Source organism: Mesorhizobium sp. M1078 (genome assembly GCF_040318615.1).
In the GTDB taxonomy this organism is placed as follows: Bacteria; Pseudomonadota; Alphaproteobacteria; order Rhizobiales; family Rhizobiaceae; genus Mesorhizobium.
Genome location: NZ_JAMYMP010000001.1, coordinates 767,757 through 791,148 on the forward strand (window position 1 = coordinate 767,757; position 23,392 = coordinate 791,148).

At 63.4% G+C, this 23,392-nt stretch carries 22 protein-coding genes; 11 read left to right on the forward strand and 11 right to left on the reverse strand.

From position 1 onward, the window contains the following. From NKH38_RS03890 to NKH38_RS03910, 5 genes are all read right to left on the reverse strand, one after another. The gene (locus NKH38_RS03890) at positions 1-939 is read right to left on the reverse strand and encodes a carbohydrate ABC transporter permease (protein ID WP_023728572.1); all 939 of its coding nucleotides are present in this window, start codon (positions 937-939) and stop codon (positions 1-3) included. Between the two features lie 3 nt (positions 940-942). Then, a complete protein-coding gene (locus NKH38_RS03895) occupies positions 943-2,004 on the reverse strand; it encodes a carbohydrate ABC transporter permease (protein ID WP_023835039.1) in 1,062 nt (353 codons plus the stop codon). An 80-nt stretch (positions 2,005-2,084) separates the two neighbouring features. Next, positions 2,085-3,518, reverse strand: coding sequence for an ABC transporter substrate-binding protein (locus tag NKH38_RS03900; protein WP_023728574.1), 1,434 nt, complete (start codon positions 3,516-3,518; stop codon positions 2,085-2,087). A gap of 46 nt (positions 3,519-3,564) precedes the next feature. Then, on the reverse strand, positions 3,565-4,677 hold the full coding sequence (locus NKH38_RS03905; protein ID WP_031237758.1) for an ABC transporter ATP-binding protein: 1,113 nt from the start codon (positions 4,675-4,677) through the stop codon (positions 3,565-3,567). 302 nt (positions 4,678-4,979) lie between these two features. After that, positions 4,980-5,663, reverse strand: coding sequence for a TetR/AcrR family transcriptional regulator (locus NKH38_RS03910; protein ID WP_023704248.1), 684 nt, complete (start codon positions 5,661-5,663; stop codon positions 4,980-4,982). Positions 5,664-5,774: 111 nt separating this feature from the next. Here NKH38_RS03910 and NKH38_RS03915 point away from each other — a divergent pair, with 111 nt between their 5' ends. From NKH38_RS03915 to NKH38_RS03925, 3 genes are read left to right on the forward strand one after another with little or no spacing between them, the layout of a single operon-like run. Further along, positions 5,775-6,968: a Tm-1-like ATP-binding domain-containing protein gene (locus NKH38_RS03915; protein ID WP_023728576.1), complete on the forward strand. Its 1,194-nt coding sequence runs from the start codon at positions 5,775-5,777 to the stop codon at positions 6,966-6,968. Between the two features lie 13 nt (positions 6,969-6,981). Further along, the gene (locus NKH38_RS03920) at positions 6,982-7,845 is read left to right on the forward strand and encodes a phosphoenolpyruvate hydrolase family protein (protein WP_023728577.1); all 864 of its coding nucleotides are present in this window, start codon (positions 6,982-6,984) and stop codon (positions 7,843-7,845) included. Continuing rightward, positions 7,842-8,258, forward strand: a complete 417-nt coding sequence (locus tag NKH38_RS03925; protein ID WP_023669853.1) for a cupin domain-containing protein — start codon at positions 7,842-7,844, stop codon at positions 8,256-8,258. Before NKH38_RS03920 ends, NKH38_RS03925 begins: the two co-directional genes overlap by 4 nt. Before the next feature lie 170 nt (positions 8,259-8,428). Here the strand turns inward: NKH38_RS03925 and NKH38_RS03930 are convergent, their stop codons facing one another. Further along, positions 8,429-9,619 carry a M24 family metallopeptidase gene (locus tag NKH38_RS03930; RefSeq protein WP_023820487.1) on the reverse strand — a complete coding sequence of 397 codons (1,191 nt, stop codon included), beginning with the start codon at positions 9,617-9,619 and terminating at the stop codon, positions 8,429-8,431. 361 nt (positions 9,620-9,980) lie between these two features. Here NKH38_RS03930 and NKH38_RS03935 point away from each other — a divergent pair, with 361 nt between their 5' ends. From NKH38_RS03935 to NKH38_RS03960, 6 genes are all read left to right on the forward strand, one after another. Beyond that, on the forward strand, positions 9,981-11,585 hold the full coding sequence (locus tag NKH38_RS03935; protein ID WP_081731209.1) for an ABC transporter substrate-binding protein: 1,605 nt from the start codon (positions 9,981-9,983) through the stop codon (positions 11,583-11,585). Between the two features lie 110 nt (positions 11,586-11,695). Beyond that, entirely contained in the window at positions 11,696-12,682 is a 987-nt protein-coding gene (locus tag NKH38_RS03940) for an ABC transporter permease (RefSeq protein WP_352759202.1), read from the forward strand. Continuing rightward, the gene (locus tag NKH38_RS03945) at positions 12,679-13,509 is read left to right on the forward strand and encodes an ABC transporter permease (RefSeq protein WP_352759204.1); all 831 of its coding nucleotides are present in this window, start codon (positions 12,679-12,681) and stop codon (positions 13,507-13,509) included. The genes NKH38_RS03940 and NKH38_RS03945 overlap by 4 nt, the downstream gene beginning before the upstream one ends. After that, positions 13,506-14,507, forward strand: coding sequence for an ABC transporter ATP-binding protein (locus NKH38_RS03950; protein WP_023830117.1), 1,002 nt, complete (start codon positions 13,506-13,508; stop codon positions 14,505-14,507). The genes NKH38_RS03945 and NKH38_RS03950 overlap by 4 nt, the downstream gene beginning before the upstream one ends. Further along, positions 14,504-15,289 carry an ATP-binding cassette domain-containing protein gene (locus NKH38_RS03955; RefSeq protein ID WP_352759207.1) on the forward strand — a complete coding sequence of 262 codons (786 nt, stop codon included), beginning with the start codon at positions 14,504-14,506 and terminating at the stop codon, positions 15,287-15,289. The genes NKH38_RS03950 and NKH38_RS03955 overlap by 4 nt, the downstream gene beginning before the upstream one ends. Next, positions 15,286-15,795, forward strand: coding sequence for an L-2-amino-thiazoline-4-carboxylic acid hydrolase (locus NKH38_RS03960; RefSeq protein ID WP_023712283.1), 510 nt, complete (start codon positions 15,286-15,288; stop codon positions 15,793-15,795). Before NKH38_RS03955 ends, NKH38_RS03960 begins: the two co-directional genes overlap by 4 nt. Before the next feature lie 10 nt (positions 15,796-15,805). Here the strand turns inward: NKH38_RS03960 and NKH38_RS03965 are convergent, their stop codons facing one another. The 5 genes from NKH38_RS03965 to NKH38_RS03985 are packed head-to-tail and all read right to left on the reverse strand — an operon-like array spanning position 15,806 to position 20,843. Beyond that, on the reverse strand, positions 15,806-16,588 hold the full coding sequence (locus NKH38_RS03965) for a DeoR/GlpR family DNA-binding transcription regulator (RefSeq protein ID WP_023712282.1): 783 nt from the start codon (positions 16,586-16,588) through the stop codon (positions 15,806-15,808). Between the two features lie 2 nt (positions 16,589-16,590). Further along, entirely contained in the window at positions 16,591-17,394 is an 804-nt protein-coding gene (locus tag NKH38_RS03970) for an HAD-IIB family hydrolase (RefSeq protein WP_023830118.1), read from the reverse strand. A 7-nt stretch (positions 17,395-17,401) separates the two neighbouring features. Next, a complete protein-coding gene (locus NKH38_RS03975) occupies positions 17,402-18,694 on the reverse strand; it encodes an iron-containing alcohol dehydrogenase (RefSeq protein ID WP_352759211.1) in 1,293 nt (430 codons plus the stop codon). A gap of 14 nt (positions 18,695-18,708) precedes the next feature. Next, positions 18,709-20,166, reverse strand: coding sequence for a xylulokinase (locus NKH38_RS03980; protein WP_023733638.1), 1,458 nt, complete (start codon positions 20,164-20,166; stop codon positions 18,709-18,711). Continuing rightward, on the reverse strand, positions 20,166-20,843 hold the full coding sequence (locus NKH38_RS03985) for a beta/alpha barrel domain-containing protein (RefSeq protein ID WP_023712278.1): 678 nt from the start codon (positions 20,841-20,843) through the stop codon (positions 20,166-20,168). Before NKH38_RS03985 ends, NKH38_RS03980 begins: the two co-directional genes overlap by 1 nt. 237 nt (positions 20,844-21,080) lie before the next feature. On the opposite strand from NKH38_RS03985, the gene NKH38_RS03990 reads away from it, so the two are divergent. Together NKH38_RS03990 and NKH38_RS03995 are read left to right on the forward strand one after the other, a co-directional pair. After that, entirely contained in the window at positions 21,081-22,394 is a 1,314-nt protein-coding gene (locus NKH38_RS03990) for an ABC transporter substrate-binding protein (RefSeq protein ID WP_031237761.1), read from the forward strand. Positions 22,395-22,461: 67 nt separating this feature from the next. Next, positions 22,462-23,391, forward strand: coding sequence for a carbohydrate ABC transporter permease (locus NKH38_RS03995; RefSeq protein ID WP_156941321.1), 930 nt, complete (start codon positions 22,462-22,464; stop codon positions 23,389-23,391). Position 23,392 lies beyond the last annotated feature (1 nt).

Sequence of the window (23,392 nt, forward strand, 5' to 3'; positions counted from 1 at the left end):
TCAGCGCTTCACCGTGCCGAAGGTAACACCGCGCAACAGATGGTTTTGCAAGAAGAAGGTGACCAGGAAGACTGGGACGAGGAACAGGGTTTCGATGGCGGCAAGCAAAGTCCAGTCGGTGCCGCGTCCACCCGACGACACGGCCTGGTTCATGGCGACCGGGACCGTCCTCGTGTCGGGCCCCGAGAGCAAGAGGGCGAAGAGGAACTCGTTCCAGGTGAGGATCAGGCCGAACACGAACGTGGCGGCGAGCCCGGCAATGACCTGGGGCAGGCAAATCTTGAAGAACACCCGCATTCCGGACGATCCGTCGAGGCGGGCGGCATCCTCGACGTCTGGCGACAATTCATCGAAGAAGCTCTTCATCATCCAGATGGTGAAGGCCAGGTTGAAGGCGGTGTAGAGCATGATGATGCCGAGATACGAGCCCGACAGGCCCACTACGCGGAACATCAGGATCACCGGAATGATCACCACAATCGCCGGCAGCATGCGCGTGGTCAGGATGATGAACAGGTAGGTGTCATTGCCTTTCAGCGGATAGCGCGAGAAGCCGAAGGCCGCCAGGGTGCCGATGACCAGCGCCAGCAGCACCGAAGCCGAGGCGATGAAGATCGAGTTGAAGAAATAACGGTCGAATCCTGTCGCTTCCGGGGCACCGCCCGACGTCATCGAGCGAGAAAAGACGGACCCAAAATTTTCGAGCGTGGGCTTGAACACAAAATGATCCGGAATCAAGCCGAACAGCGACGTGGGCGACAGCGTCGGAGGCACCAGAAGCGCGTCGCCCTGCGGTTTGAAGGCGGTGAATATGATGAACAGCACCGGCAGAAAATAGATAAAGGCGACGACGGCCACGGCGAGCGTCCGCCCCCAGCCGGCCTCGTCTACTCCGCTGGCCCTGCGGAAGCCGAGCTTTCCCAATATCGATTCGGTCACGGGTTAGGCTCCCTGCGTACGGCGGTTTGCGAGGTACAGGTAGAGGTTGGTGAGAACGATCACCATGAACAGCATCAGATAGGAGATCGACGCGCCCTCACTCGTCTTGTTCTGCTCGTTGGCGATGCGGATCAAGTGATAGGAGATCGTCAGCGTGTCGTTGCCGCCCTTGGTGAGGAGGATGACGAGATCCGCCAGCTTGAATGCCTCGATGGTGCGGAAGAGAAGGGCCAACATCAGAAGGCCGCGGATGTAGGGGAAGGTGATCATCCAGAATTGCCGCCAGCTGGAAATACGGTCGATGGCAGCGGCCTCGTAAAGGTATTTCGGCACCGAGACGAGGCCCGCCAGCACAAGGAGCATGACGAAGGGCGACCACATCCATGCGTCGGCGAAAACGATTCCCGCCACGGCACCGACTTTGTTGCTCATCAGGATGAACTGGTTGCCGGAGATGGAATTGATGACGTAGCTGAGAATCCCGAATGTCGGGTCATAGTAGTAGGTGAAGAACACGCCAGAGGCGACAACCGAAAGCATCATCGGTGTCAGCACCAGGATCAACAAATACTTGCGCAGCGGAAATTGCTTGGCGAACAGGATGGCCAGCAGAAAGCCGACGATCATCTGCGCGGAGACGGTGAACACGACGAACATGGCGGTATTGATCAGCGCGCCCCAAGTCGCGTGAGCAGCGAGATCGTTGGTAAGGATCCGGATGTAGTTCCCGAGTCCGACGAAGCGGATCGTCTGCTGGTTTGCCTGGTAGGCGAAGAACGAAAGGCCCAGCGACCACAGCAGGGGGAAGATATTCATCACAAACAGAACGGCGATTGCCGGAGCGACCAGCAAGGCGCCGAAGTAGTGGCGGCGATACGCGTTGACGGTAAATGCGGCCGCGACCAACGCCACCGCGGCGCCCACCACCCAGAAGGAGACAGCCGCAGGCAAGCCCGCCATTGATATGGCCGACACGACGACAGCGACAGCGATGGCGAGTTTCCAGTTGTGGGCAACAACCGCGGTAAGGCGTGGTGTCAGCAGCGTGCTTGAAACAGCGGTCATGGGAGTCCGAAATATGGAGCGCCTGAAGTGGCAATGACGGGGAGCGGCTTTTGCCCGCTCCCCGCAGCTATGTCGGAAGGTTACTGGATAAGACCATCGTTCTTCAGGAGGTCCTCCTGGAACTTGGCGATGTTATCCAAGGTGGTCTTGGCGTCCTGCTTGCCAGTGATGGCCAGGTCGTACTGGTCCTGCTGCTGGGTGAGCAGTTCGAAGAACTGCGGCACGTGCCACATGTCCTTCTGCCAGTCGAGCGAGTTCGCCCAGGCGCGGTCCCACGGACGATAGGTCACATACTTCGGATCGCTGTAGACCGACTTGATCGCGGACTGGCCGCCGCCGGCGGCGAACTGGTGCTGGATATCAGGCGAGAGCCACCACTTCACGAAGCCAACCGCTTCCTTGATTTGCTCAGGCGTCGTCCAGGTGGTGAGAACGAAAGGCTGTCCGCCGATCTGTGACGTACGATTCACCTTGCCGTCGGCACCGCGCAGGCCTGGCGCCAATCCGAACACCAGCTTGTCGGCAACCTTCGACGTCTTGGGATCGAGCGAGGCTTCGGCGAGACCGATCCAGTCGATGTTCATGGCCACCTTGCCTTCACGGAACAACTGGTCCGAGACGAAGATGTCCATGGTGCCGGTCTTGACCACCGGCGGCATGAACTTCAGCAATTTGAGGAAATGCTCCATGCCCTCGATGGACTTCGGGGAGTTTACGACGCCTTCGGCATGTCCGGTCGGGGCCTTGGTTTCATCCCAGATGCCGCCGCCATGCTCCCAGACGAACGTGTGGACCGAGCTCGTCGAGAAGTCGTAGCCTTTGCCTGCCTGATAGGCGATGCCATAGAAATCGTCATCCAGCACCTGGCCGGCGAGCTTGTCGCCCTTCTTGCGCTGGAAGAATTCGCCAACATGCTCGAACGTGTTCCAGTCCATGGCGTCGATTTCTTCGCCGGTGCAGGGCAGCTTCTCATTGTACTTCGCCTTGTAGGCGGCCTGCTCGTCGTTGTTGCAGAGCACGTCCTTGCGGCCGTAGGTGACCAGCACGTCCGGGAACTGCGGGAAGCCGTAGTAGTTCGGCGTGCTGTTGGGATAGGTCGAGTAGGCGTTGAGCACGGCGGGATGCATCGACTCCATCGTCGCCTTGAGTTCCGGGTCGGCATCGATGAGATCGTTGATCTTGCGGAAGTAGCCGCCTTCGACGAAGGCGCCCAGCCACTGCGAGTCCGACACGATGAAGTTGTACTTCTTTTCGCCCGAGGTCAACGAGGCGTTGACGCGGGTGTAGAAATCCGGCCACGGAATGAAGTCCACATCGAGCTTCACAGTATTGCCAGACTTCGGCTTGTACTGCTCGTCGAAGAACTTCTTCATAATGCGGGTCGGGGGCCAATCCGGCACCGCCATCGTCAACGTCACTTCTTCGGCAGAGGCATAGGTCACGCCTCCCACCAGTAGTGTGGCAGCGAAGCTTGCGGCTGTCGCTAGCCCTTTCAGTTTGGTCATCGCCGTCATTCGCGTTTCCTCCCTTGGTTAACCGGATTGCTTCTCGCCGTTCGAGTCAGGTCATTGCCTGGCCGCTCGCGGCGCGGAAGACGTGGATTTTCCTGTTATCGATGGCGATCGATGCCGAATCGCCGGTCCTGATGCTGGCGGCGATCGCTTCCGGCAGCACCATGCGCAACATCTCGCCGCCGGCCTCGACCGAGACGATCGTTATGTCGCCGAGCGGTTCGACCAGATGCACCTTCGAGGCAACCCCGGCTTCGCCCTTGGCGGCGAGCCGAATGTCGCTCGGGCGAATGCCGATCAGCGCGGCCTCGTTGGCATCGGCAGTCTTTGGCGCCGTCGCCGGAACCAGAGTCCCGAGCGGCGTGTCGAAAGATCTGGTGTCGGCGCGCACCGAGGCCGTGAACAGATTCATGTGCGGCGAGCCGATCTTGCTGGCGACATAGGTATTGATCGGCTGCTCGTAAAGCTCGTCTGGCGTGCCGATCTGGACGATGCCCCCATCGCGCATGACGGCGATCGTCTCGCCCATCGAGAGAGCCTCGAGCTCGTCGGGCGTGGCATAGATCACGGTCATGCCGAACTGGCGGTGCAGCCGCTTCAGCTCGGCGCGCGTCTCGTGCCGAAGCTTGGCGTCGAGATTGGTGAGCGGCTCATCGAGCAGAAGAATCTTTGGCCGGCGGATCAGGGAGCGGCCGAGCGCGACGCGCTGCTGCTCTCCGCCGGACAGGGTTGCCGGCTTGGCCTTCAGGCGGTGTGTCAGCTTCAGGATCTCGGCGGTCTCTTTCACCCGCTTGTCAATCTCGGCGCGCGCGGCTTTCTCCTCGCGCAGCGGGTAGGCGAGATTGTCATAGACCGTGAGGTGGGGGTAAAGCGCGAAAGACTGGAAGACCATCGAGATGCCTCGGCCGGCGATCGGCGCATGGGCCATGTCGCGGCCGCCGATCTCAAGCGTGCCGGAGTCGGCCTGGACGAGGCCGGCGATAGTGCGCAGCGTCGTCGTCTTGCCAACGGAGCTCGGCCCGAAGAGTACGAAGAAGCGGCCTTCGTCGACGGCGAAGCTCAGGTCGTTGATGGCGCGCACGGATCCATAGGCCTTGCTGAGCCCATCGAGGCGCAGCGCAATCCCCTTGCCGTCACTGGCGCGAGGCGACGTCTGCGTCACGATGCGCCACCTCGTGCGGACGGAACACGCGCCATCCGTATGATTCTCCTCGCCCTGCCGAAATGGACTGCGGCTGTCATTCTCGATCCGCCTTTTCTTTCCTGATCTGGTATTACCAATTTTGGATAGCCGTCAAGCTCTTTCTTGGATCACCACCGGACCTTGTATAACCGGATTTTTCATGTATCCGACTGTTTTCCCTGAATTTTCCTACTCGTTCATATAGGAGAGCCTTGTTTCGGCACTGCCATCCCGGTTAACATCAATAGTGGGCATCCAAATCTGGTCGAACCAGATTGGCGCTATTTCGCCAATGCCGCTGTCGGGGCCGCATCGATTTCAGCCGTTGATTCCGCCACCGCGGCGCGCACAAGGGCGCCCGCCGCCCATTGCGCGACCGACCGCATGCCGCGGCTATCGAGCCCCCATATATCCTTCAGCACGATCAGCACTTCGACGCCGAACATCATCGACAGCGCCTGCGCCAGGCGCTTGAACTCGCGCGGCGGCAGCCGGCCCTTGAGCGGTGCGATGGCATCCTTCAGCAGCTGGACGCGATGTCCGCGCGTGAATTGCGGCTCGCCGCCCAGCGTGCCCGCCTGCCGCTGCGCCCATTGGTCGAGCGACAGTTTCAGCGCTGCCTTGAAAGTTGCCTCGAAAGCTTCGATGCGCGGCATGGCGGTATCGAACAATTCGGCAACGCGGCGCCCGGCATCGGTGGACGTCGATTGCCAGGTCAGGATCGGCCCAAGCCCCTCGTCGACCACCGCCTGCACCAGGGCTGCCTGGCTGGGGAAATAGCGATAGGCGGTGGCGCGCGACACTTGCGCCGCCTCCGCGACTTCGCTGACCGACGGGGTGACGCCCGCCTGCATCAGCCGCGTCGCCGTCTTCAGCATCAGCCGTTTTGTGCGGGCCCGTGGGCCGCGTTCTGCAGCCTCGTTGGCGTCGTCGTTCCCAGCGGCTTGTTGACGTGAGACTTCCATGTCAATACGATACGCGCGTCTCAAAAAATTGCAATGACCTTTGCCTACCGAAAGGCCGGCAAAGGGCGACAGGCGGCCCGGCGCCGGTCGGCCGGTGACGGGAGAAACGCGATGAAGCGCATCTACGTGGTGGGCACAGCCGACACCAAGGGCGAGGAACTTGCCTTCCTGGCCGATGCTATTGCCGCCACCGGCAGTTCGGTTGCCCGTGTCGACATCGGAACGCGCGGCGCCACCGTGCCGGTCGATATCCCGGCCAGCGAGGTCGCGGCGCATCATCCGGATGGAGCCAGTGGCGTGCTCGGCATCGATGATCGCGGCACGGCAGTGGCCGGCATGGGCGCCGCCTTCACCAGTTTCATTCAGTCGCGCGACGACATATCAGGCGTGATCGGCATTGGCGGCGGCGGCGGCACGTCGATCATCACTGCCGGCATGCGCGCGCTGCCGCTTGGGCTGCCCAAGATCATGGTCTCGACGCTCGCCTCCGGCGACACCGCGCCCTATGTCGACGTCTCCGACATCATCATGATGCCATCGGTCACCGATATGGCGGGACTGAACCGGCTCTCCCGCACGGTGCTACACAACGCGGCGCAAGCGATCGCCGGCATGGCCACAAAGCCGGCGCCGACTGCCACCGGCAAGCCGGCACTCGGGCTCACCATGTTCGGCGTCACCACGCCTTGCGTGACCGCCATCGCGGATCAGTTGCGCGCCAACTATGACTGCATGGTTTTCCACGCCACCGGCACCGGCGGCCGCTCGATGGAGAAGCTCGCGGACTCGGGCCTGCTCGCCGGCGTCATCGACATCACCACGACGGAAGTCTGCGACCTGCTGCTCGGCGGCGTGCTGCCTGCGACGGAGGACCGCTTCGGCGCCATCGCCCGCACCAAGCTGCCCTATGTAGGCTCGGTCGGCGCGCTGGACATGGTCAATTTCTGGGCGCCGCCGACCATTCCCGAGAAGTTTAGGGGCCGGCTGTTCTACGAGCACAATCCCAACGTCACACTGATGCGCACCACGGTGGATGAATGCCGCGGTATAGGCGAGTGGATCGGCACCAGGCTCGCTCGCTGCGAGGGCCCTGTGCATTTCCTGATCCCCGAAAAAGGCGTCTCGGCACTCGACATCGAGGGCGGCGCCTTCTTCGACCCCGAAGCCGACGCCGTGCTGTTCGATGCCGTCGAGCGCACCATCAAGCCGAACGCCGCGCGCCGGGTCTCACGCCTGCCGTTGCACATCAACGATCCGGAATTTGCCAAAGCCGCAACCGCGGCCTTCCTCGACATCGCCAGATAGTGAGAGCCAACAAATGCCCGCAATACCGCGCAAGGACATATTGAAGAAGTTCAAGGCGATGATCGCCGACGGCGTGCCCATCGTTGGGGGCGGCGCCGGCACTGGCCTGTCGGCCAAGGCCGAGGAAGCCGGCGGCATCGACCTCATCATCATCTACAATTCCGGCCGCTATCGCATGGCCGGGCGCGGCTCGGCTGCGGGCCTGCTCGCCTATGGCAACGCCAACGAGATCGTCAAGGAAATGGCCTATGAGGTGCTGCCGGTGGTCAAAAAGACGCCGGTGCTGGCCGGTGTCAACGGCACCGATCCCTTCGTCATCATGCCGCTGCTGCTTGCCGAGCTGAAGACGATGGGCTTTTCCGGCGTGCAGAATTTCCCGACCATCGGCCTGTTCGATGGCAGCATGCGCCAGAGTTTTGAGGAAACCGGCATGGGCTTCGGGCTGGAGGTCGACATGATCGCCGAGGCGCACAAGCTCGATCTTCTGACCACGCCCTATGTCTTCAACCCCGACGAGGCGCGCGCCATGACAAAAGCCGGCGCCGACATCGTCGTCGCCCATATGGGGGTGACGACCGGCGGCTCGATCGGAGCCACGTCGGCCAAGTCGCTCGACGACTGCGTGGTCGAGATCGACGTCATCGCCAACGCGGCGCGCTCGGTGCGCAAGGATGTCATCCTGCTTTGCCATGGCGGGCCGATCTCGATGCCGGATGATGCCCGCTACATCCTCGACCGCTGCAAGGGCCTGCACGGCTTTTATGGCGCGAGTTCGATGGAACGGCTGCCGGCTGAAGCCGCGATCGCCAGGCAGACGGCGGATTTCAAGGCCGTCATGCCGCACGACCAGAAGAAAAAGAAGGGGATGAGATCATGACCGACAAGAGCAAGGTATTCGTATACCCGAAGGACGTGAGCGCCTTCGGCTTTGACTGGGGCAAGCTGTCGCTGACGGTCGCGCCTGAAGTGAATGGCGCTGAGCGCTTTTCCGGCGGTGTCGTCGACCTGCCCTCAGGCAAGGGCCATACGCGCCACAACCATCCCGGCGCGGAAGAGATCATCTTCGTCATCTCAGGCAATGGCGAGCAGATGGTCGAGGACGAGGAGGGCAATCCGGTCGTCGCCAAGGTCGGCCCCGGCTGCACCATCTATGTGCCGGAAAGCCGTTTCCATTCGACGCTGAATACCGGCGATGGGCCGATGCAGCTCTTCGTCGTCTATTCGCCGGCCGGACCGGAACTGGTGCTGCGGGAGCTGCCGGATTTCAGGCTGATCCCGGCGGGGAAGTAATCGCGAAGGCCCCCTTCATCCGGCCGCTTCGCGGCCACCTTCTCCCCGAGGGGGAGAAGAGGCAGAAGCCAGCGCCGGCGCAAACTCCTCTCCCCTCGGGGAGAGGTCGGATAGCCCCGAATTGCCCTTCGCAATTCGGATGGCAATCCGGGTGAGGGGGTAGCGCCGAGCTAGGCTATCCCACCTCTATTCCACCCCCGTGCCCGATCCCCAAACATCACATACCCCGCATCCGTCACCGCCAACGTGTCCTCCAACTTGATGAACCCCCGCGTCGGGTGAAGCATGGTCGTCTCCACCGACAGCACCATGTTTGTCTCCAGCGGCTTGGCGGCATAGGTGCCTTCATAGGTCACCGGATGGTTGGTCATCAGGAACGGCGCCTCATGCGTGATCAGGCCCATGCCGTGGGCGAAGAAATCCGTGTAGGGCGCGACCTTGGAGGCCTTCAGCACACCCTCGGCATGCGAAATCATGTCGCCGCCGATGGTGCCCGCCCTCACCTTCGAGAACGCCGCCTGCTGCACCGTCTCGACCTCGGCCAATAGATCCTCAAGCTCGGCATCCGGTTCGCCCAGAATGCCCATGCGGCAGAGATCGCCAATATAGCCGTGATAATTGCCGCCGGAATCGATCGACAGCACTTCGCCCTTTTTCCACGCCTGCGGTGACGCCGCGCGGTTGTGGCTGGCGCCCAACGTCAGCAGGCAATATTCGAAATGCGCGCCGCGATTGGTTTCCTCACGCCGCAGCTGCTCGATGATCTCCGCCTTGGTCGTGCCTTCATGCGCCCACCGGATGGTCGCCAACATGGAATCGGTGATCAGCTCGGAGGCGATACGCAGCTTTTCCAGCTCGGCGTCCGTCTTGATGGCGCGCATGCTCTCCAGCATGCCGGTCGCATCGATCAGCCTGGCATCCGGCAACGCCTTGCGGATCAGCGCATAGGCGTCCGACGGCAGGAAGGCCGGCTCGATGCCGAGGCGGGCGCCGGCCTTGCCGATCTTGCTGATGTGCTCGACCGCAAGATTGGCAGCATCGAGCGTGCCCCAGCAGGCGGCATGCAGCGTCGGCGTCCAGAACGGCCTGTTCTGGTGCTCGGCGCCTTCCATGCGGTTGCCGATATAGGCGGCATGACCGGGCCCGCCTTTTTCATAGAGGACGATAGGCAGGTAACGGCTATGGCCGATCGCATCCATGGCGGCAAAGAAGATGAACTTGTAGCCGCCAAGCAGATACTGCGTGTTGTGCTTGGAGGTCGCGAGCAGAACATCGATGCCGGCCTCTTCCATCAGCCGGTCGACCCTCACCTGATCGAACGGGATATTGCTGACGGCGCTCTTGCCCGGGGCGATGTTCATCTTTCTCTCCGTGATATCAGTGGGATCGCCGGCCGTACTGCGTCCAATCCCTTGGCTTCGATCAAATCTGCACCATTTCGTTAACTCTGGTCCAGCCAGAAACAGGTTAAATTGCTTCGGCAGGCTGTCACCACTCGTCATTGCTGCACACTAAGGCAATCTGGTCCTACCAGAATTCCAGAATGAAAGGGCCACCTAAAACTGGTCCAGAGGACGAAAATTTCAAAGCCAAGCAAAGATGCGCCAATTCCGTCTCTGGCGAAACCCTTGGCAAGGGCCATAATCGCCGCCAGGATGCTGGCGGGTGCCGCCAGATCCGAGGGGTGCGCCCATCTGGTCGCGGAGAGGACGGAGTTTGATCATGTCGGATATTTCCAGACGCACGCTGCTTGGCGGCTCAGCTTTGCTGCTGGCCTCCACCGCCATGCCCACATTCAGCTGGGCGCAGACGCCGAAGAAGGGCGGGCGGCTGGTGCTCGCCGCCGATTCCGAACCGCGCAATCTCAATCCGGCCATCGTCGCCTCCAACGGCGTCTTCTTCATCTCCAGCAAGATCGTCGAAACGCTGGCCGAAGCCTCGTTCGAAGGCAAGGACGGACTGGAACCCCGCCTTGCGCTCTCCTGGGAAGGTGCTGCCGATGGGCTGTCGGTGACCTTCAAACTGCGCGACGGCGTCAAGTGGCATGACGGCGAGCCGTTCACCTCGGCCGACGTCGCCTTCTCCGCGCTGCAGATCTGGAAGCCGCTGCAAAATCTCGGCCGCACCGTGTTCAAGGATCTGGCCAGCGTCGACACCCCTGACGATCTGACCGCCGTCTTTAAATTCGCCAAGCCAACGCCGTTCCAGCTGATCCGCAACGCGCTGCCGGCGCTGTCAAGCGTGGTGCCGAAGCACATCTACGAGGTCGGCAAGATCGAGGACAACCCGGCCAACAATGCACCCATCGGCACCGGACCGTTCAAGTTCGGCGAATACAAGGCCGGCCAGTATTACAAGCTGACCAGGAATGCGGATTACTGGGCCAAGGACGAGCCGTATCTCGACGAGATCATCTACCAGGTGCTGCCCGACCGCACGTCGGCTGCAGCGGCGCTCGAGGCCGAAGAGATCCAGCTCGCCGCCTTCTCCGCCGTGCCGCTCGCCGATCTCGACCGCATCTCCAAGGTGCCGGGCCTGAAGGTCATCTCCAAGGGCTATGAGGGGCTGACCTATCAGCTTGTCGTCGAGATCAACCATCGCCGCAAGGAACTGGCCGACGTGAAGGTCCGCCAGGCGATCGCGCATGCCATCGACAAGGATTTTGTCGTCAAGACGGTGTTCCTCGGCTATGCCGCTGCCGCCACCGGCCCGGTGCCGAAGAACGACCCGCAATTCTACACCGCCGACGTGCCGACCTATCCCTTCGACGTCGCCAAGGCCAACGCCCTGCTCGATGACGCGGGCTACAAGCGCGCCGACGACGGCAAGCGTTTTGCGCTAAAACTCCTGCCGGCACCCTATTTCAACGAGACCAAACAGTTCGGCGACTATCTGCGCCAGGCGCTGGCGGCAATCGGCATCGACGCCGTGATCGTCAACAACGACTCGGCCGCGCACATCAAGGCCGTCTACACCGACCACGCCTTCGACCTCGCCGTCGGCCCGCCGGTGTTCCGCGGCGACCCGGCGATCTCGACCACCATCCTGGTGCAGAGCGGCATTCCCGACGGCGTGCCGTTCTCCAACCAGGGCGGCTACAAGAACGCCGCGCTCGACGCGCTGATCGCCAAGGCTTCGGAGACGCTGGATACGTCAGCGCGCACCGACCTCTACAAGGAATTCCAGAAACAGGTCGCGGCGGACCTGCCGCTGATCAACGTCGCCGAATGGAGCTTCATCAGCGTCGCGCGCGATACCGTGGGCAACATCGCCAACAACCCGCGATGGGCGGTGTCGAACTGGGCGGACACCTATCTGGAATCGTGACACATTTGCGCGGATGAAAGTTCGCAAAGAAATTGGTGTGAAGGCATGGCGTAGGGCCGCGTTTCGTCACACCGCACCTCTCCCGACTGGCGCAGCGCTATGCCTTTCCCATGACCCGCGCCCTCACCCTCATCCGCCGTCGCCTCGTCGGCAGCATCTTCGTGCTGCTGATCGTCATCATCGGCACATTCCTCCTCCTGGAAGCTGCCCCCGGTGACGCGGTCGACGCCTACATCGTCTCGACCGGCGGCGACGCCGGCATGATCGAATTGCTGCGTCATCGCTGGGGCCTCGACCAGTCCGAGCTGACACGGCTCGCGAACTATCTCTGGGCGCTGCTGCATTTCGACCTCGGCCAGTCCGTTACCTTCTCGCGGCCAATTCGCGATGTTATCCTGGAACGCCTGCCGACGACACTGCTCCTGATGGTGACCGCCACCGCGCTCTCCTTCGGGCTCGGCTCGGCGCTCGGCATGTATGCCGGCGCCAGACCCGGCAGCTTTCGCGACCGCTTCCTGTCGATCGGCTCGCTGGCGCTTTATGCCGTGCCGGGTTTCTGGCTTGGCCTGGTGCTGATCGTCGTCTTTGCCGTCGACCTGCGCTGGCTGCCGATCGGCGGCATCGAGAGCCTGGCCTCGGACAAGACCGGTTTTGACCGCGCCACCGACATCGCCGTCCATCTCATCCTGCCGGTTTCCGCGCTCGGCTTCATCTATCTCGCCCTCTATCTGCGCATGATGCGCGCCGGCATGGCCGAGGCGTGGCGGCAGGATTTTGTGCTCGCCGCCCGCGCCAGGGGGTTGTCGCGCCGCCGCATCGTGCTCGCCCATGTCGCCCGCAACGCGCTCTTGCCGCTGGTCACCATGCTCGGCCTGCAATCGGCGCAGATGCTGGGCGGCAGCGTCGTCATCGAAAGCGTCTTTGCCGTGCCCGGCCTCGGCCGGCTGGCGCAGGAAGCGGTCGCCTCGCGCGACACGCCGCTGCTGCTCGGCATCATCCTCACCAGCGCCGTCCTCGTCATTGCCATCAACCTTGCAGTCGACATCGCCTACGCCTTCCTCGACCCGCGCGTCGGTGCCAGCGAGGCCAGCGCGTGAGCGCGCTGCCGCGGTTCCTGCGCCGGCCGGAAGCGGTCGCCGGCGCGATCATCCTGGCGCTTCTGTTCGCCATGGCGCTGTTTGCGTCGCTGCTCTTCCCCGGCGACCCGCAGGCCATTGCCGGACCAGCACTGCTGCCGCCGTTCCAGGACTGGTCGCTGCCGCTCGGCACCGACCGGCTCGGCCGTGACGTGCTGGCCGAACTGTTCCACGGCGCCCGCACCTCGCTGGCGGTCGGCCTGGCGGCGGCGGCGGCGGCACTCTTCGTCGGCGCGATCGTCGGCACGCTGGCCGGCTTTGCCGGCGGCCTTGTGGACGAGGGGCTGATGCGCATCACCGATGCCTTCCAGACCGTGCCGAGTTTTCTCCTGGCGTTGGCCTTCGTCAGCGTCGTCGGGCCGTCGGTCGGTGTCGTCGTCACGGCAATAGCGCTTGGCGCCTGGACCGGACCGGCGCGTGTAGCGCGCGCCGAAGTGCTGTCGATCCGCGAGCGCGATTACGTCGCCGGCGCTCGCGTCATCGGCATGCATCCGCTTGAGATCGCTTTTCGCGAGGTGTTGCCCAACGCGTTGCCGCCGGTGCTGGCCTTGTCCTCGGTGATCGTGGCGGCCGCGATCCTCACCGAGGCAGCGCTGTCCTTCCTCGGTCTCGGCGACCCCAATCGCGTCACCTGGGGCGGCATGATCGCCGAGGGCCGCACTGTGCTGCGCACCGCGCCCTTTCTGTCGATCGTTCCGGGCATCGCCTTGGTGCTGACCGTGCTTGGCGTCAATCTCACCGGCGAAGGCGTGGTCGAAACGACGGCGGTGCGGAGGAGCCTGTCGTGACCGCACTGGCTGAGATACGCGATCTGTCTGTGCGCTATTTCAGCGATGGCAGCGAGGTAACGGCGCTGAAGGGGGTCAGCCTGGATGTTATTGCCGGCGAGCGGCTGGCGATCATTGGCGAAAGCGGTTCGGGCAAGAGCACGCTGGCGCTGGCGGTGGCTAGACTGCTGCCGGGGTCAGCCAAGATTGAAGGGCATGTCAAGTGGCGATTTCAGGCGCCGCGATCCTTCCCACCCCCCTCTGTCCTGCCGGACATCTCCCCCGCAAGGGGGGAGATCAGCAGCTTTGCCGACGGCTTCCCTTCTGCAACGTTCGTGGTTGGCGAAGGCGGAGATGAGAGAGCAATCTCCCCCCTTGCGGGGGAGATGTCCGGCAGGACAGAGGGGGGTGTGACGGAACGCCGACCTCTCAAATTAACCGAGCCCAGTACGCTCCCCCTTCCCGGCCGCGACATTGGTTTCGTCTTCCAGGACCCCTCCGCCAGCCTCGACCCCGTCATGACCGTCGGCAAACAGATCGCCGAAGTCGCCTGCACCCACCTCGGCCTCGACTGGCCACAAGCTTACGCCAAAGCCAAAACCCTGCTCCAACGTGTCCGGCTGCCCGACCCACAAACCGCCATGCGTGCTTTCCCGCACCAGCTCTCCGGCGGCCAGAAGCAGCGCGTTGCAATTGCCGCGGCCATTGCAGCCGGTCCGAAACTGCTGATCGCCGATGAGGCGACCAGCGCGCTGGACACCATTGTGCAAGCCGAAATCGTCAGCCTCATTCGGCAACTGGTGGCGGAGGACGGCATGACGCTGCTGTTCATCAGCCACGACATCGCGCTGGCCGCCGAACTCGCAGAGCGTATCGCTGTATTCCGGAACGCCGAACTGATCGAACTCGGCCCGACGGAGCAAATCATAAACGCCCCGCGCCATGCCTATACGCGAACGCTGCTCGACGCCCATCTCGGCCTCGACGCCGATCCGCTGCTACGACGGGCGCCGGCATGAACTTGCTCACCGTCTCCGGTCTTACCAAGCGATACCGTCGTGGCGGCAAGGCCATCGCGGCCGTCGACGGTGTCTCCTTCGCCATCGAACCCGGCGAGACGCTGGCGCTGGCCGGGCCCTCCGGCAGCGGCAAGTCGACGATCGCGCGGCTGGTGCTTAGGTTGATCGAGCCCGACGCCGGCACCGTCCAGTTCGAAGGCGATCACTTTCTGCTCTTGAAGGGTGCGGCCCTGCGCACCAAGCGCGCGCGCCTGCAAATGGTGTTCCAGGATCCGCTCGCCGCGTTCAACCCGCGCGCCACGGTGGCTCGCGTGCTTGACGATCCCTTGCGCATCCATGCCATCGCTTCCCGCGCCGAGAGGCCGGCCCGCATTGCTGCCTTGCTGGATCGCGTCGGGCTGGCAGCCGATCTCGCCCCGCGCGCCATTCACGAAATCTCCGGCGGCCAGCGCCAGCGCGTCGCCATCGCCCGAGCCATCGCGACCAAACCGTCGCTGATCGTGCTCGACGAGGCGGTGTCGGCGCTCGACGTTTCGGTCCGCGGACAGATCCTTGAGTTGCTGCTCGACCTGCAAGCCAGGGAACGGATCGCCTATCTCTTCATTTCGCATGATCTCGGCGTCGTACGGGCCATCGCCCACCGCGTCGTTCTTCTCAACGCCGGGCGGATCGCCGAGAGCGGCGACGCCCGCAACGTAGTCGACGCGCCGCAATCGGCAATCGGCAAGGCGCTGGTTGCGGCGGCGCCAAGATTGGACAGAAGCAGCAGGCAAGTACCATGACCGAACCAGAAGCCAGAGCCGAAAAACTCTCGCGCGAACTCGATTCCGCCTTCCGCAACCGCGCCGATCTCTACCGTCTGTTTCTCGACGAGCTGACCGGCGAACTCGGCGCGGAAAAGGCCGAGGCGATCATGATCCGCACCATCGAGCAGCGCGGCAAGGAGGTGGCGGCGGCCGCCTTCGCCCGTTTCGGACCTAACGACGCGCCGGCCATCGGCGAGGCATTTTTGGCCGTCAGCCCGGATGGCGGCCTGATGTATCCGACCGATGTCGAGCGCGGGCCGGACCACATCGCCTTCAAGGTGAAGCGTTGTCCGCTGAAGGACGCCTGGGTCGAGGCCGGTGTCGGTGATGAAAAACTCGCCACGCTCTGCCGCATCGCCGGCGCTTTCGACCGTGGTCTGTTCGAGGCAACGGGCGTGCGCTTCGACAATGTCACTTGGACGCCGGGCCACGGCTCCGGCTGCTGCCACATCGCGCTGACCAACCGGGATGCCGCCGGATAGCCAATGCTGATCAGTCGGCGGCAAACACATGCATCTCCGTGCCCGCCTGTTCGGCAGCAGTGCGCAGGTCGGCCTTCGGTTCGCTGTCGGTGACGATATCGGCAATGTCATCGAGCCCGCAGATGCGTTCCAGACTGCTGCGGCCAAACTTGTCGTGGGTCACCACCAGCACCGTCGACAGTGAACGCGATATCATTGCGCGTTTAACGGCCGCGGCGCCCGAGATCATGTCGCTCGGACCATCGGCGCTTATCCCCGATGCGCCGATAATGGCGACGTCGGCATTGTAGCGGCGCAGGAACTCGACGGTGTCTTCGCCCAACACGCTGCCTTCCCGGCTATCATAGGTCCCGGGGCAGAGCAGCACCCGAAAGGTCGGATTGGCGCCCGCCACCGAGGCCACGCCGGTGGAATTGGTGATGATGGTCAGGTCGCGCTTCAGCTGCGAAAGGTTGCGCGCCACCTCATAGGTGGTCGAACCGCCATCGATCATCACGATCTGGCCCTTCTCGACAAGGCTTGCCGCGCCGCGGCCGATTCGGGCGCGCTCCTCGATCAGGGTCAGGCCACGCTCCGAAATCACCGGTTCTGATGTCACCAGCGAGATCGTCGCACCGCCATAGGTGCGGTTGATCAGCCCGGCATCGCCGAGTTCGATGAGATCGCGGCGGATGGTCTCGCCGGCGACGCCGATGCGCCGTGCGAGCTTGGAGATGCGTATCGACGCCGACCGGCGCACTTCCGAAAGGATAAGCGCGTGCCGCTCCTTCTTCGTCAGTCGGCCTTGGTCCATGACTATTCCATTCCCTTTGCAGCAATCAGCGCGTCGCCAAGCTCGGCAAATCCCTCCGCGCCGCGCCCTCTTGTGACGAAGGCGGGAGACGCAGGAAGCTCGCCGGCGAAGTCCAGCACATTAGCGACGCCGACGCTGTTGGGGAAGAAGCCGAACATTGGTGCATCGTTTGGACTATCGCCGACGAAGACAATGCTGTCCTTGTCGTGGTCGATATCTATACCGAAACAGTCCCGCAAGAATAGCCGGCTTGTCGACAGTTTGTCGTATTTGCCGAACCAGCCATTGACGTGGATGGACGAGATTTTCGCCGTCGCGCCATAGCGCTGGAAGATGCCGACGATCTTCAGAACCTCGGTTTTGGGCAGCGGCGCCACGTCCTCGCAAAAATCGATCGCCAGATCGGCCTCGCGATAGGCCTGGTCGGCCGCGACCGCCGCACCCGGAACTTCGCGCAGAACGGTTTGCTCGATCTCCTTGAGGCGCGCGGCATCGGCCTGCCGTTCGGCAGCGCTCTTGGCGTAGTGGCGAACAATCCGCTTTTTGGCGTCGTCGTAGCGGAAATAGAAGGCGCCGTTCTCGCCGATCACGCCGTCCACCGGCCATTGCCGGGCGATCAGGTCGCACCAGCCGGCAGGGCGGCCGGTAACCGGCGCGACAATGAAGCCGGCCTGCTTCAGCCGCTCCAGCGCCACATAGGCCTTTGCCGGCAGCCGTCCCTTGTCGGTCAAGGTGTCGTCTATATCGGTCAGCACGACGGCGATGTTGCGCCGGTCCAGCGCGGTGAAGTCGGCAAGCGGACGCAGCACCCGCTCAGGCTCCCGCCGCAACCGTTTCGAGCGAGGCAGCCGCGACGTCGAGCATGGTGAACCTGTCGCGGATCAGCCGGGCATTGGCGACCGCCTCGTCGTAGAAGCCAGCCGGTATGGCAACCTCCTGCGGCGTGGTCGGCGCGCCGGCGGCGCGCAGTGCTGCCGCGATCTCGCGCGCCGGGCGTGCCACCCGCACCAGCCTTTCACGATGCGAGCGCCATTGCCTGGCCAGCATGGTGTTGATGACGTCTGCCCGTTCGCGGTCCAGCAGCTTGGGCTTGAATGCCGCCCAGCAGGAACGTCCGAGCGTTTCGCCGAAGATTTCGATGAAGCGGTCTGGCGTATCGGCGGAGGGCGCGAGCTGCAATTCCCGCAGCGCCAGCACGCGTTCCTGCAGCCGCGCCATCGTCAACGTCGTCACCGCTATGTGCTCGCCGTGATGCGCTTCGGGCAATCCCTGGCCCCGCATGTCGATATAGTGGGCGATGAGATGTTCGCCCTGACTGGCCGGATAGGAGCCGCCGCACAAAGTCATGCCAAGGCCCGACATGACCAGCGTGCGCACCAGCACTTCCATCGCCTCAATGTCGCCGGTCCCGAGTTCGCCGGCTTTGGCGATAAGCGCCTCCTCGTCCTCCGCCAGAAGCATGAACGGCGCCTCCCGGTAGGGCGTGCCGAGCAAAAGATGCGCCATCAGCCAATCGGTCTGCGCGGTCGGCCGCGCCATCGAATCGCCGAAGCCGGCAGCGATCAGCCGGTGCGGCGCTCGCGCCATGACATCGAGATCGAGGAAGACACCGACCGGCAGGCTCGCCGTCAGCGATTTCTTCAGGCCGTCCTCTGTGATTGCCGCAGACACCGAGGTGTAGCCGTTCATCGACGGCGCGGTGCCGAACACCGCATAGGGCTTTTGGGTCAGATGGGCGGCATATTTGGTGATGTCATTGATCGAGCCGGATCCGACCGCGACCAGACCGCTGGCGTCTTTCGTGCGGGCGATCACCGATCGCACGGCGTCCATGTCGGGATGCGGATGGCGCGGCAGGATGATCTTGTCGACATCGATCGAGCCGCGCAGCGCAATGGACACTCTCTCGCCGAGAGCCAGCCTTGTGTCGGGATCCATGACAACGGCGAGCCTGCGGCCGAGCGGCAGCGGCTTGACCAGCGCATCGGCTTCGTCGCCGAGACCGCGCCCTATGACGATGGTCTTCAGCGGCACCGACAGCATTCCCTGGCTATCCGGGTCAGGCAGCGTGCCGGCAATAAGGCGATGGAGCATTTGTCTGGACATAGGATGCAGTCCGGTCAGTCAGCATGAAGCGGGGTCAGGGCATCGAACAAGGTGCGATACCGGCGGTAACTTCTGTCGTAGGCGGCCTTGGCGGAAGGATCAGGGTCGATCGTCTCGATGTGGCCGGCCAGCCTTTCAGCCGCCTGCCGCACTGAGGAGGTAAGGCCGATGGCTGCGGCGGCAAGGATTGCCGCACCGATCGGCGAGGCATCGGCCGCACCCGCGATCTCGACCGGCCTGCCGCTGACATCGGCCCGGATTTGCCCCCACACCCGGCTGCGCGCGCCACCGCCTGAGAGCCGGATGCGCCCGGTTGTTATGCCGAGCTCGTCCAGCCGGTCGACAACGTCGCGCATGGCGAAGGCGCAGCCTTCCAGCACTGCGCGAGCGCAGGCCGCTTTGCCGTGGAAGGATGTCAGGCCGTAGAAAGCGGCACGCGCTTCGGCGATCCAGCGCGGCGCCATGGCACCGGACAACGCGGGCAAGAACAGCAAATCGTCGCTGCCGGCAACCACCGTCGCCGCCAGTTCCGACATCGCCGCCGGCGAATCGACGCCGAAGGTTGTTAGAAACCACGTCACCGCGCCGCCCGAGAGCCATCCGGGGTTGGAGATGAAATAGCCGTCGCCGAGAAAGCCATGGGTCTCGACCAGGCCGCCGGGGTCGAGGCGAAGCGTGCCGGACACCGCGCCGACCACTTCGGCCGTGCCGAGATTGCAGGCGACGACACCGGGCACGACGACCCCGGCGCCTATGGCGGCCGAAAAATCATCGCCGGTGCCGACCGCCAGCGGCGTGCCCACAGGCAAACCGGTGAGCTCGGCGCCGGCGTGCGTCAAGGCGCCGGCGATCTCAGATGCATCGTCGATGCCGGGCAATTTATCTGCATCGATGTCGAAGGCCGCCAGCAGATCGCCGGCATAGTTGTGCTCCTTCAGTCCATAGAGCATGGTTGTCGAGGCCAGCGCGTGATCGATGACGGCACGACCGCACAGCGCCGCGACCACGAACGATACCGGTTGATGCCAGAGCGCCACCCGGCGCGCTTCGGGCAGGTTGCGCGCTGCCCAGCGGATTTTCGCCGCCATATGCGTGGCATCGAGGACAAGACCGGTGCGCTCGCGGATGAAGTCCGGATCGATGCCGGCGATCTCTCCTGCCGCCCGCCGGTCCATCCAGATGATGCACGGAGCCAGCGCCTCACCATTGCCATCGACCGCGACGCAGCCGTCGAGCTGGCCGGCAATGGCAATACCCTTGATGTCGGACGGCGCAAGCCCAGCCTTGTCGAGCGCGCCGGCAATGGCCGGCTTGAGCGCCGCCAGCCACAGCGCCGGGTTCTGTTCGGCCCAGCCGGGCGCCGGGAAGGCCGGCTGGTACAGCACAGCGGCCTCGCCACGCAGCCGCAATTCGTCGTCGACAACGATCGCCTTCAGGCTTTGTGTGCCGAGATCGATGCCGATGACTGGCACTAGACACGCTCGCAATCCGCGAGGACATCCCGCAGTTGCGAGAGGATAGAACCTTTCGTCGGCGAATAGGAGCCATCGAAAACCGCTGTGCCAATGGTAAAAGCGTTGGCGCCGGCCAGCTTGATTGCCTTGATCCGATCGGCTGATGCCACAGCACCGGCGACGATCAGATGCCGCGACGGACCAAGCCCGCGCCGGGCTGCGCGCACCAGTTCGGCCGGGTCGGCCTCGGTGGCGCGATAGGCGAGGATGTCGCATCCCGCACAACCCTTCTCGGCGAAGGCGCGGCAGTCGGCCTCGACATCCTCGGCCGAACCGCCGAGCTTGGTCGGATGGCCGACCGGCCGCCCGGGAAAAGGGTAGTATTCGGTGCCGCTCCCCTCCAGCAACGCCATGATCTCGTCGACCTGAGTACCACCGAGCAGGCGCTGGATGCCGAGATCCCTGGCGATGCGCGCGGAATTAAGGCAGGCCTCAGCCGTCGTCGAGACAACTTCCATGTAAGTGGTGGCGCCTGTCCGGCCAATGGCGACAGCGAGCTTGCGCAGCACATCCGGCGCGACGCCAATATCCTTGAAGCCGACATGCTTCAGGCCGACCGGCTCAATCAAATCGACCAGGTCGAGACAGTCCTCGACCGTGCGATCGTGGCGCGTCAGCATGAAGATGAAGTCCATCCGAAAGGTCCCTCGCCTGGTCGGGAAAGCCGGTTTGCTGCCGGTCTGTTAACACCTCCCAACCATTTGTTGCAAGGTGCCACATTTTGATTTGCAGTACCACACATTTTATGACAGAACGGGCGCCGGCCCGCCAGGCACGACGTCTAGGGAGAGGGAAGAATGCTCAAGCCGCTGAGACGTACCGCGTCCAGACTGCTCGTCGCAGCCGTATTTGTGTGGCCCCTGACGTGGCAAGTGACACAAGCGGCCGCGTGGGATCTGAAAGAGGCGTCGAAACCCTATACCGGCCAGACCATCCGCATGGTCGGCGAGGCGCTGCCGCCGCTCGAAGCGCTAAAGAAGATGGCGCCGGAGTTTGAAAAACAGACCGGCATCCATGTCGAAGTCGAGATGTACGAGCACTCGGAAGCCGTCAACAAGGTGCAGCTCGATCTCAACTCGCACCGCGGCCGCTACGACGTCATCATCCAGCCGCATCGCGAACTCGGCAAGTTCGCCACCAACAACCATCTGGTCGAAATCGCCAAGATGATGGCCGACCCGGCTTTGCGCGATCCGAGCTTCGAGCCGGAGAAGCAGCTCTACCAGACTGCCTGGCACGAAATCTCCTGGTATGACGGCAAGGAGTACGGTTTCCCCTTCACCGTGCTCAACATGTTCATGTGGTATCGGTCGGACCTGCTCGCCGATCCCAAGGAGCAGGCAGGCTTCAAGGCCAAGTATGGCTACGACCTCGCTCCCGCCAAGGACTGGAAGCAGTATCGCGATATCGCCGAATGGTTCTATCGCCCCGACCAGGGCTTTTACGGCACCGCCCTGCAGGGCAAGCGCCACGAGGCGCTGTGGTATGAGTGGCTCAACTTCCTTTATTCCTTCGGCGGCGACGTGCTCGACGTGAAGAGCGGCTCGGCCTGCGGCCCGGTCATCGTCAACAGCCCCAAGGCCGTCGCCTCGCTCGAATATTACAAGAGCCTGCTGCAATTCTCGCCGCCGGACAGCCTCAACTATTTCTGGGACGACGTCATGGCGCTGATGCAGCAAGCCAAGGTCGCCGAGCTGATCATGTGGAACGACGCCACCTATGCCGTGTCGGTCGACACAACCGCCTCCACCGTCGTCGGCAAGGTCGGCTTCGATCTCGTGCCGCAAGGCGAAGGCGGCAAGATCGGCCAGGTCGAAGGCTGGACCTATCTCATCCCTATCTATTCGAAGAACCCACAGGCCGCCTTCCTCTTCGTCCAGTGGATGATGGGCTATGACCGCCAGCTCGAGCAGCATCTCAATGGCGGCGCCTCGGGCCGGCCCGATGTCTATGCCTCGGCGGAGGTGCAGAAACTGCCCTACGCCAAGGCCTCGATGGAGGCCAACGAGCATGCGGTGCCGAAGGCGACGCTGCCGCAATCGGCCGAGATGACCGACATACTGGTGCGCGAACTGTCATCCTACCTCGCCGGCGAAAAGGAGGCGCAGGCCGCCCTCGACACCGCCGCCACCGACATCTCGACACTGCTCGGTTCTTGCGCACCCATGACCTATCCGGCACGATAGGCCTTGAGATGTCGCGCAGAGGCTACCCGCACAAGCGGGTAGCCGTTCTTGTCCGCAGGAATCGCCCGTGACGAACCGCACTCCATCGCCGCGCGGAATGCCGCTTCTCGACCGTGGGGTGGGGCCGCTCTTGATGCTGCCGGCGACGCTGCTCGTCGTCGTCTTCCTGGTCGGCCCGTTCTACTACATGGTCTACACCGCGCTGACCGACCTCAGCTTCGCCGACGCCAGCCATGCCGGCGCCTTCGTCGGTTTCGACAATTTCCGCAAGCTGATGCGCAACGACCCATTCTTCTGGGCATCGTTCCTGCTGACGCTGAAATTCGTCATCATCGCCGTCGGCCTGGAATTCCTGCTCGGCTTTGCGCTGGCCTTCCTGATCTTCCGCTTCGTCGCCAGCCAGCGGCTTCTCACCACACTGCTGCTCATCCCGATGATGATCGCGCCGGTCGCCGTCGGGCTGATCTGGCGGCTGCTGTTGCAGGGCGATTTCGGCATGCTCACCTTCTACATGCGCAAGGTCGGCCTGCTGGCGCAGAATTCGGCGGTGCTTTCGGCACCCGACCTGGTGTTTCCGACCATCGTCGCCATCGATGTCTGGCAGTGGACGCCTTTCGTCACCCTGATCATGCTCGCCGGGATGATGAGCCTGCCGCGCGCGCCGTTCGAGGCGGCGATGATGGATGGCGCCAAACCGTTCCAGATTTTCCGAGACGTCATGCTGCCGCTGCTGCGGCCGGTCATCGCGCTCGTGCTGCTGCTGCGCGGCATCGACGCCTTCAAGGAGTTCGACAAGGTTTTCCTGATGACCGGCGGCGGACCGGGAACGCTGACCGAGCTGGTCTCGATCTACGCCTACCGCGTCAATTTCCGTAACTGGGACCTCGGCTACGGCGCCGCGGTCGCCTTCATGATCTATCTCGTCGTGCTGATCCTGTGCTCGGTCTTCTACAAGGCCGTCTACTGGTCGAGCCGCAAGCAGGTGGGGGCGTTTTGAG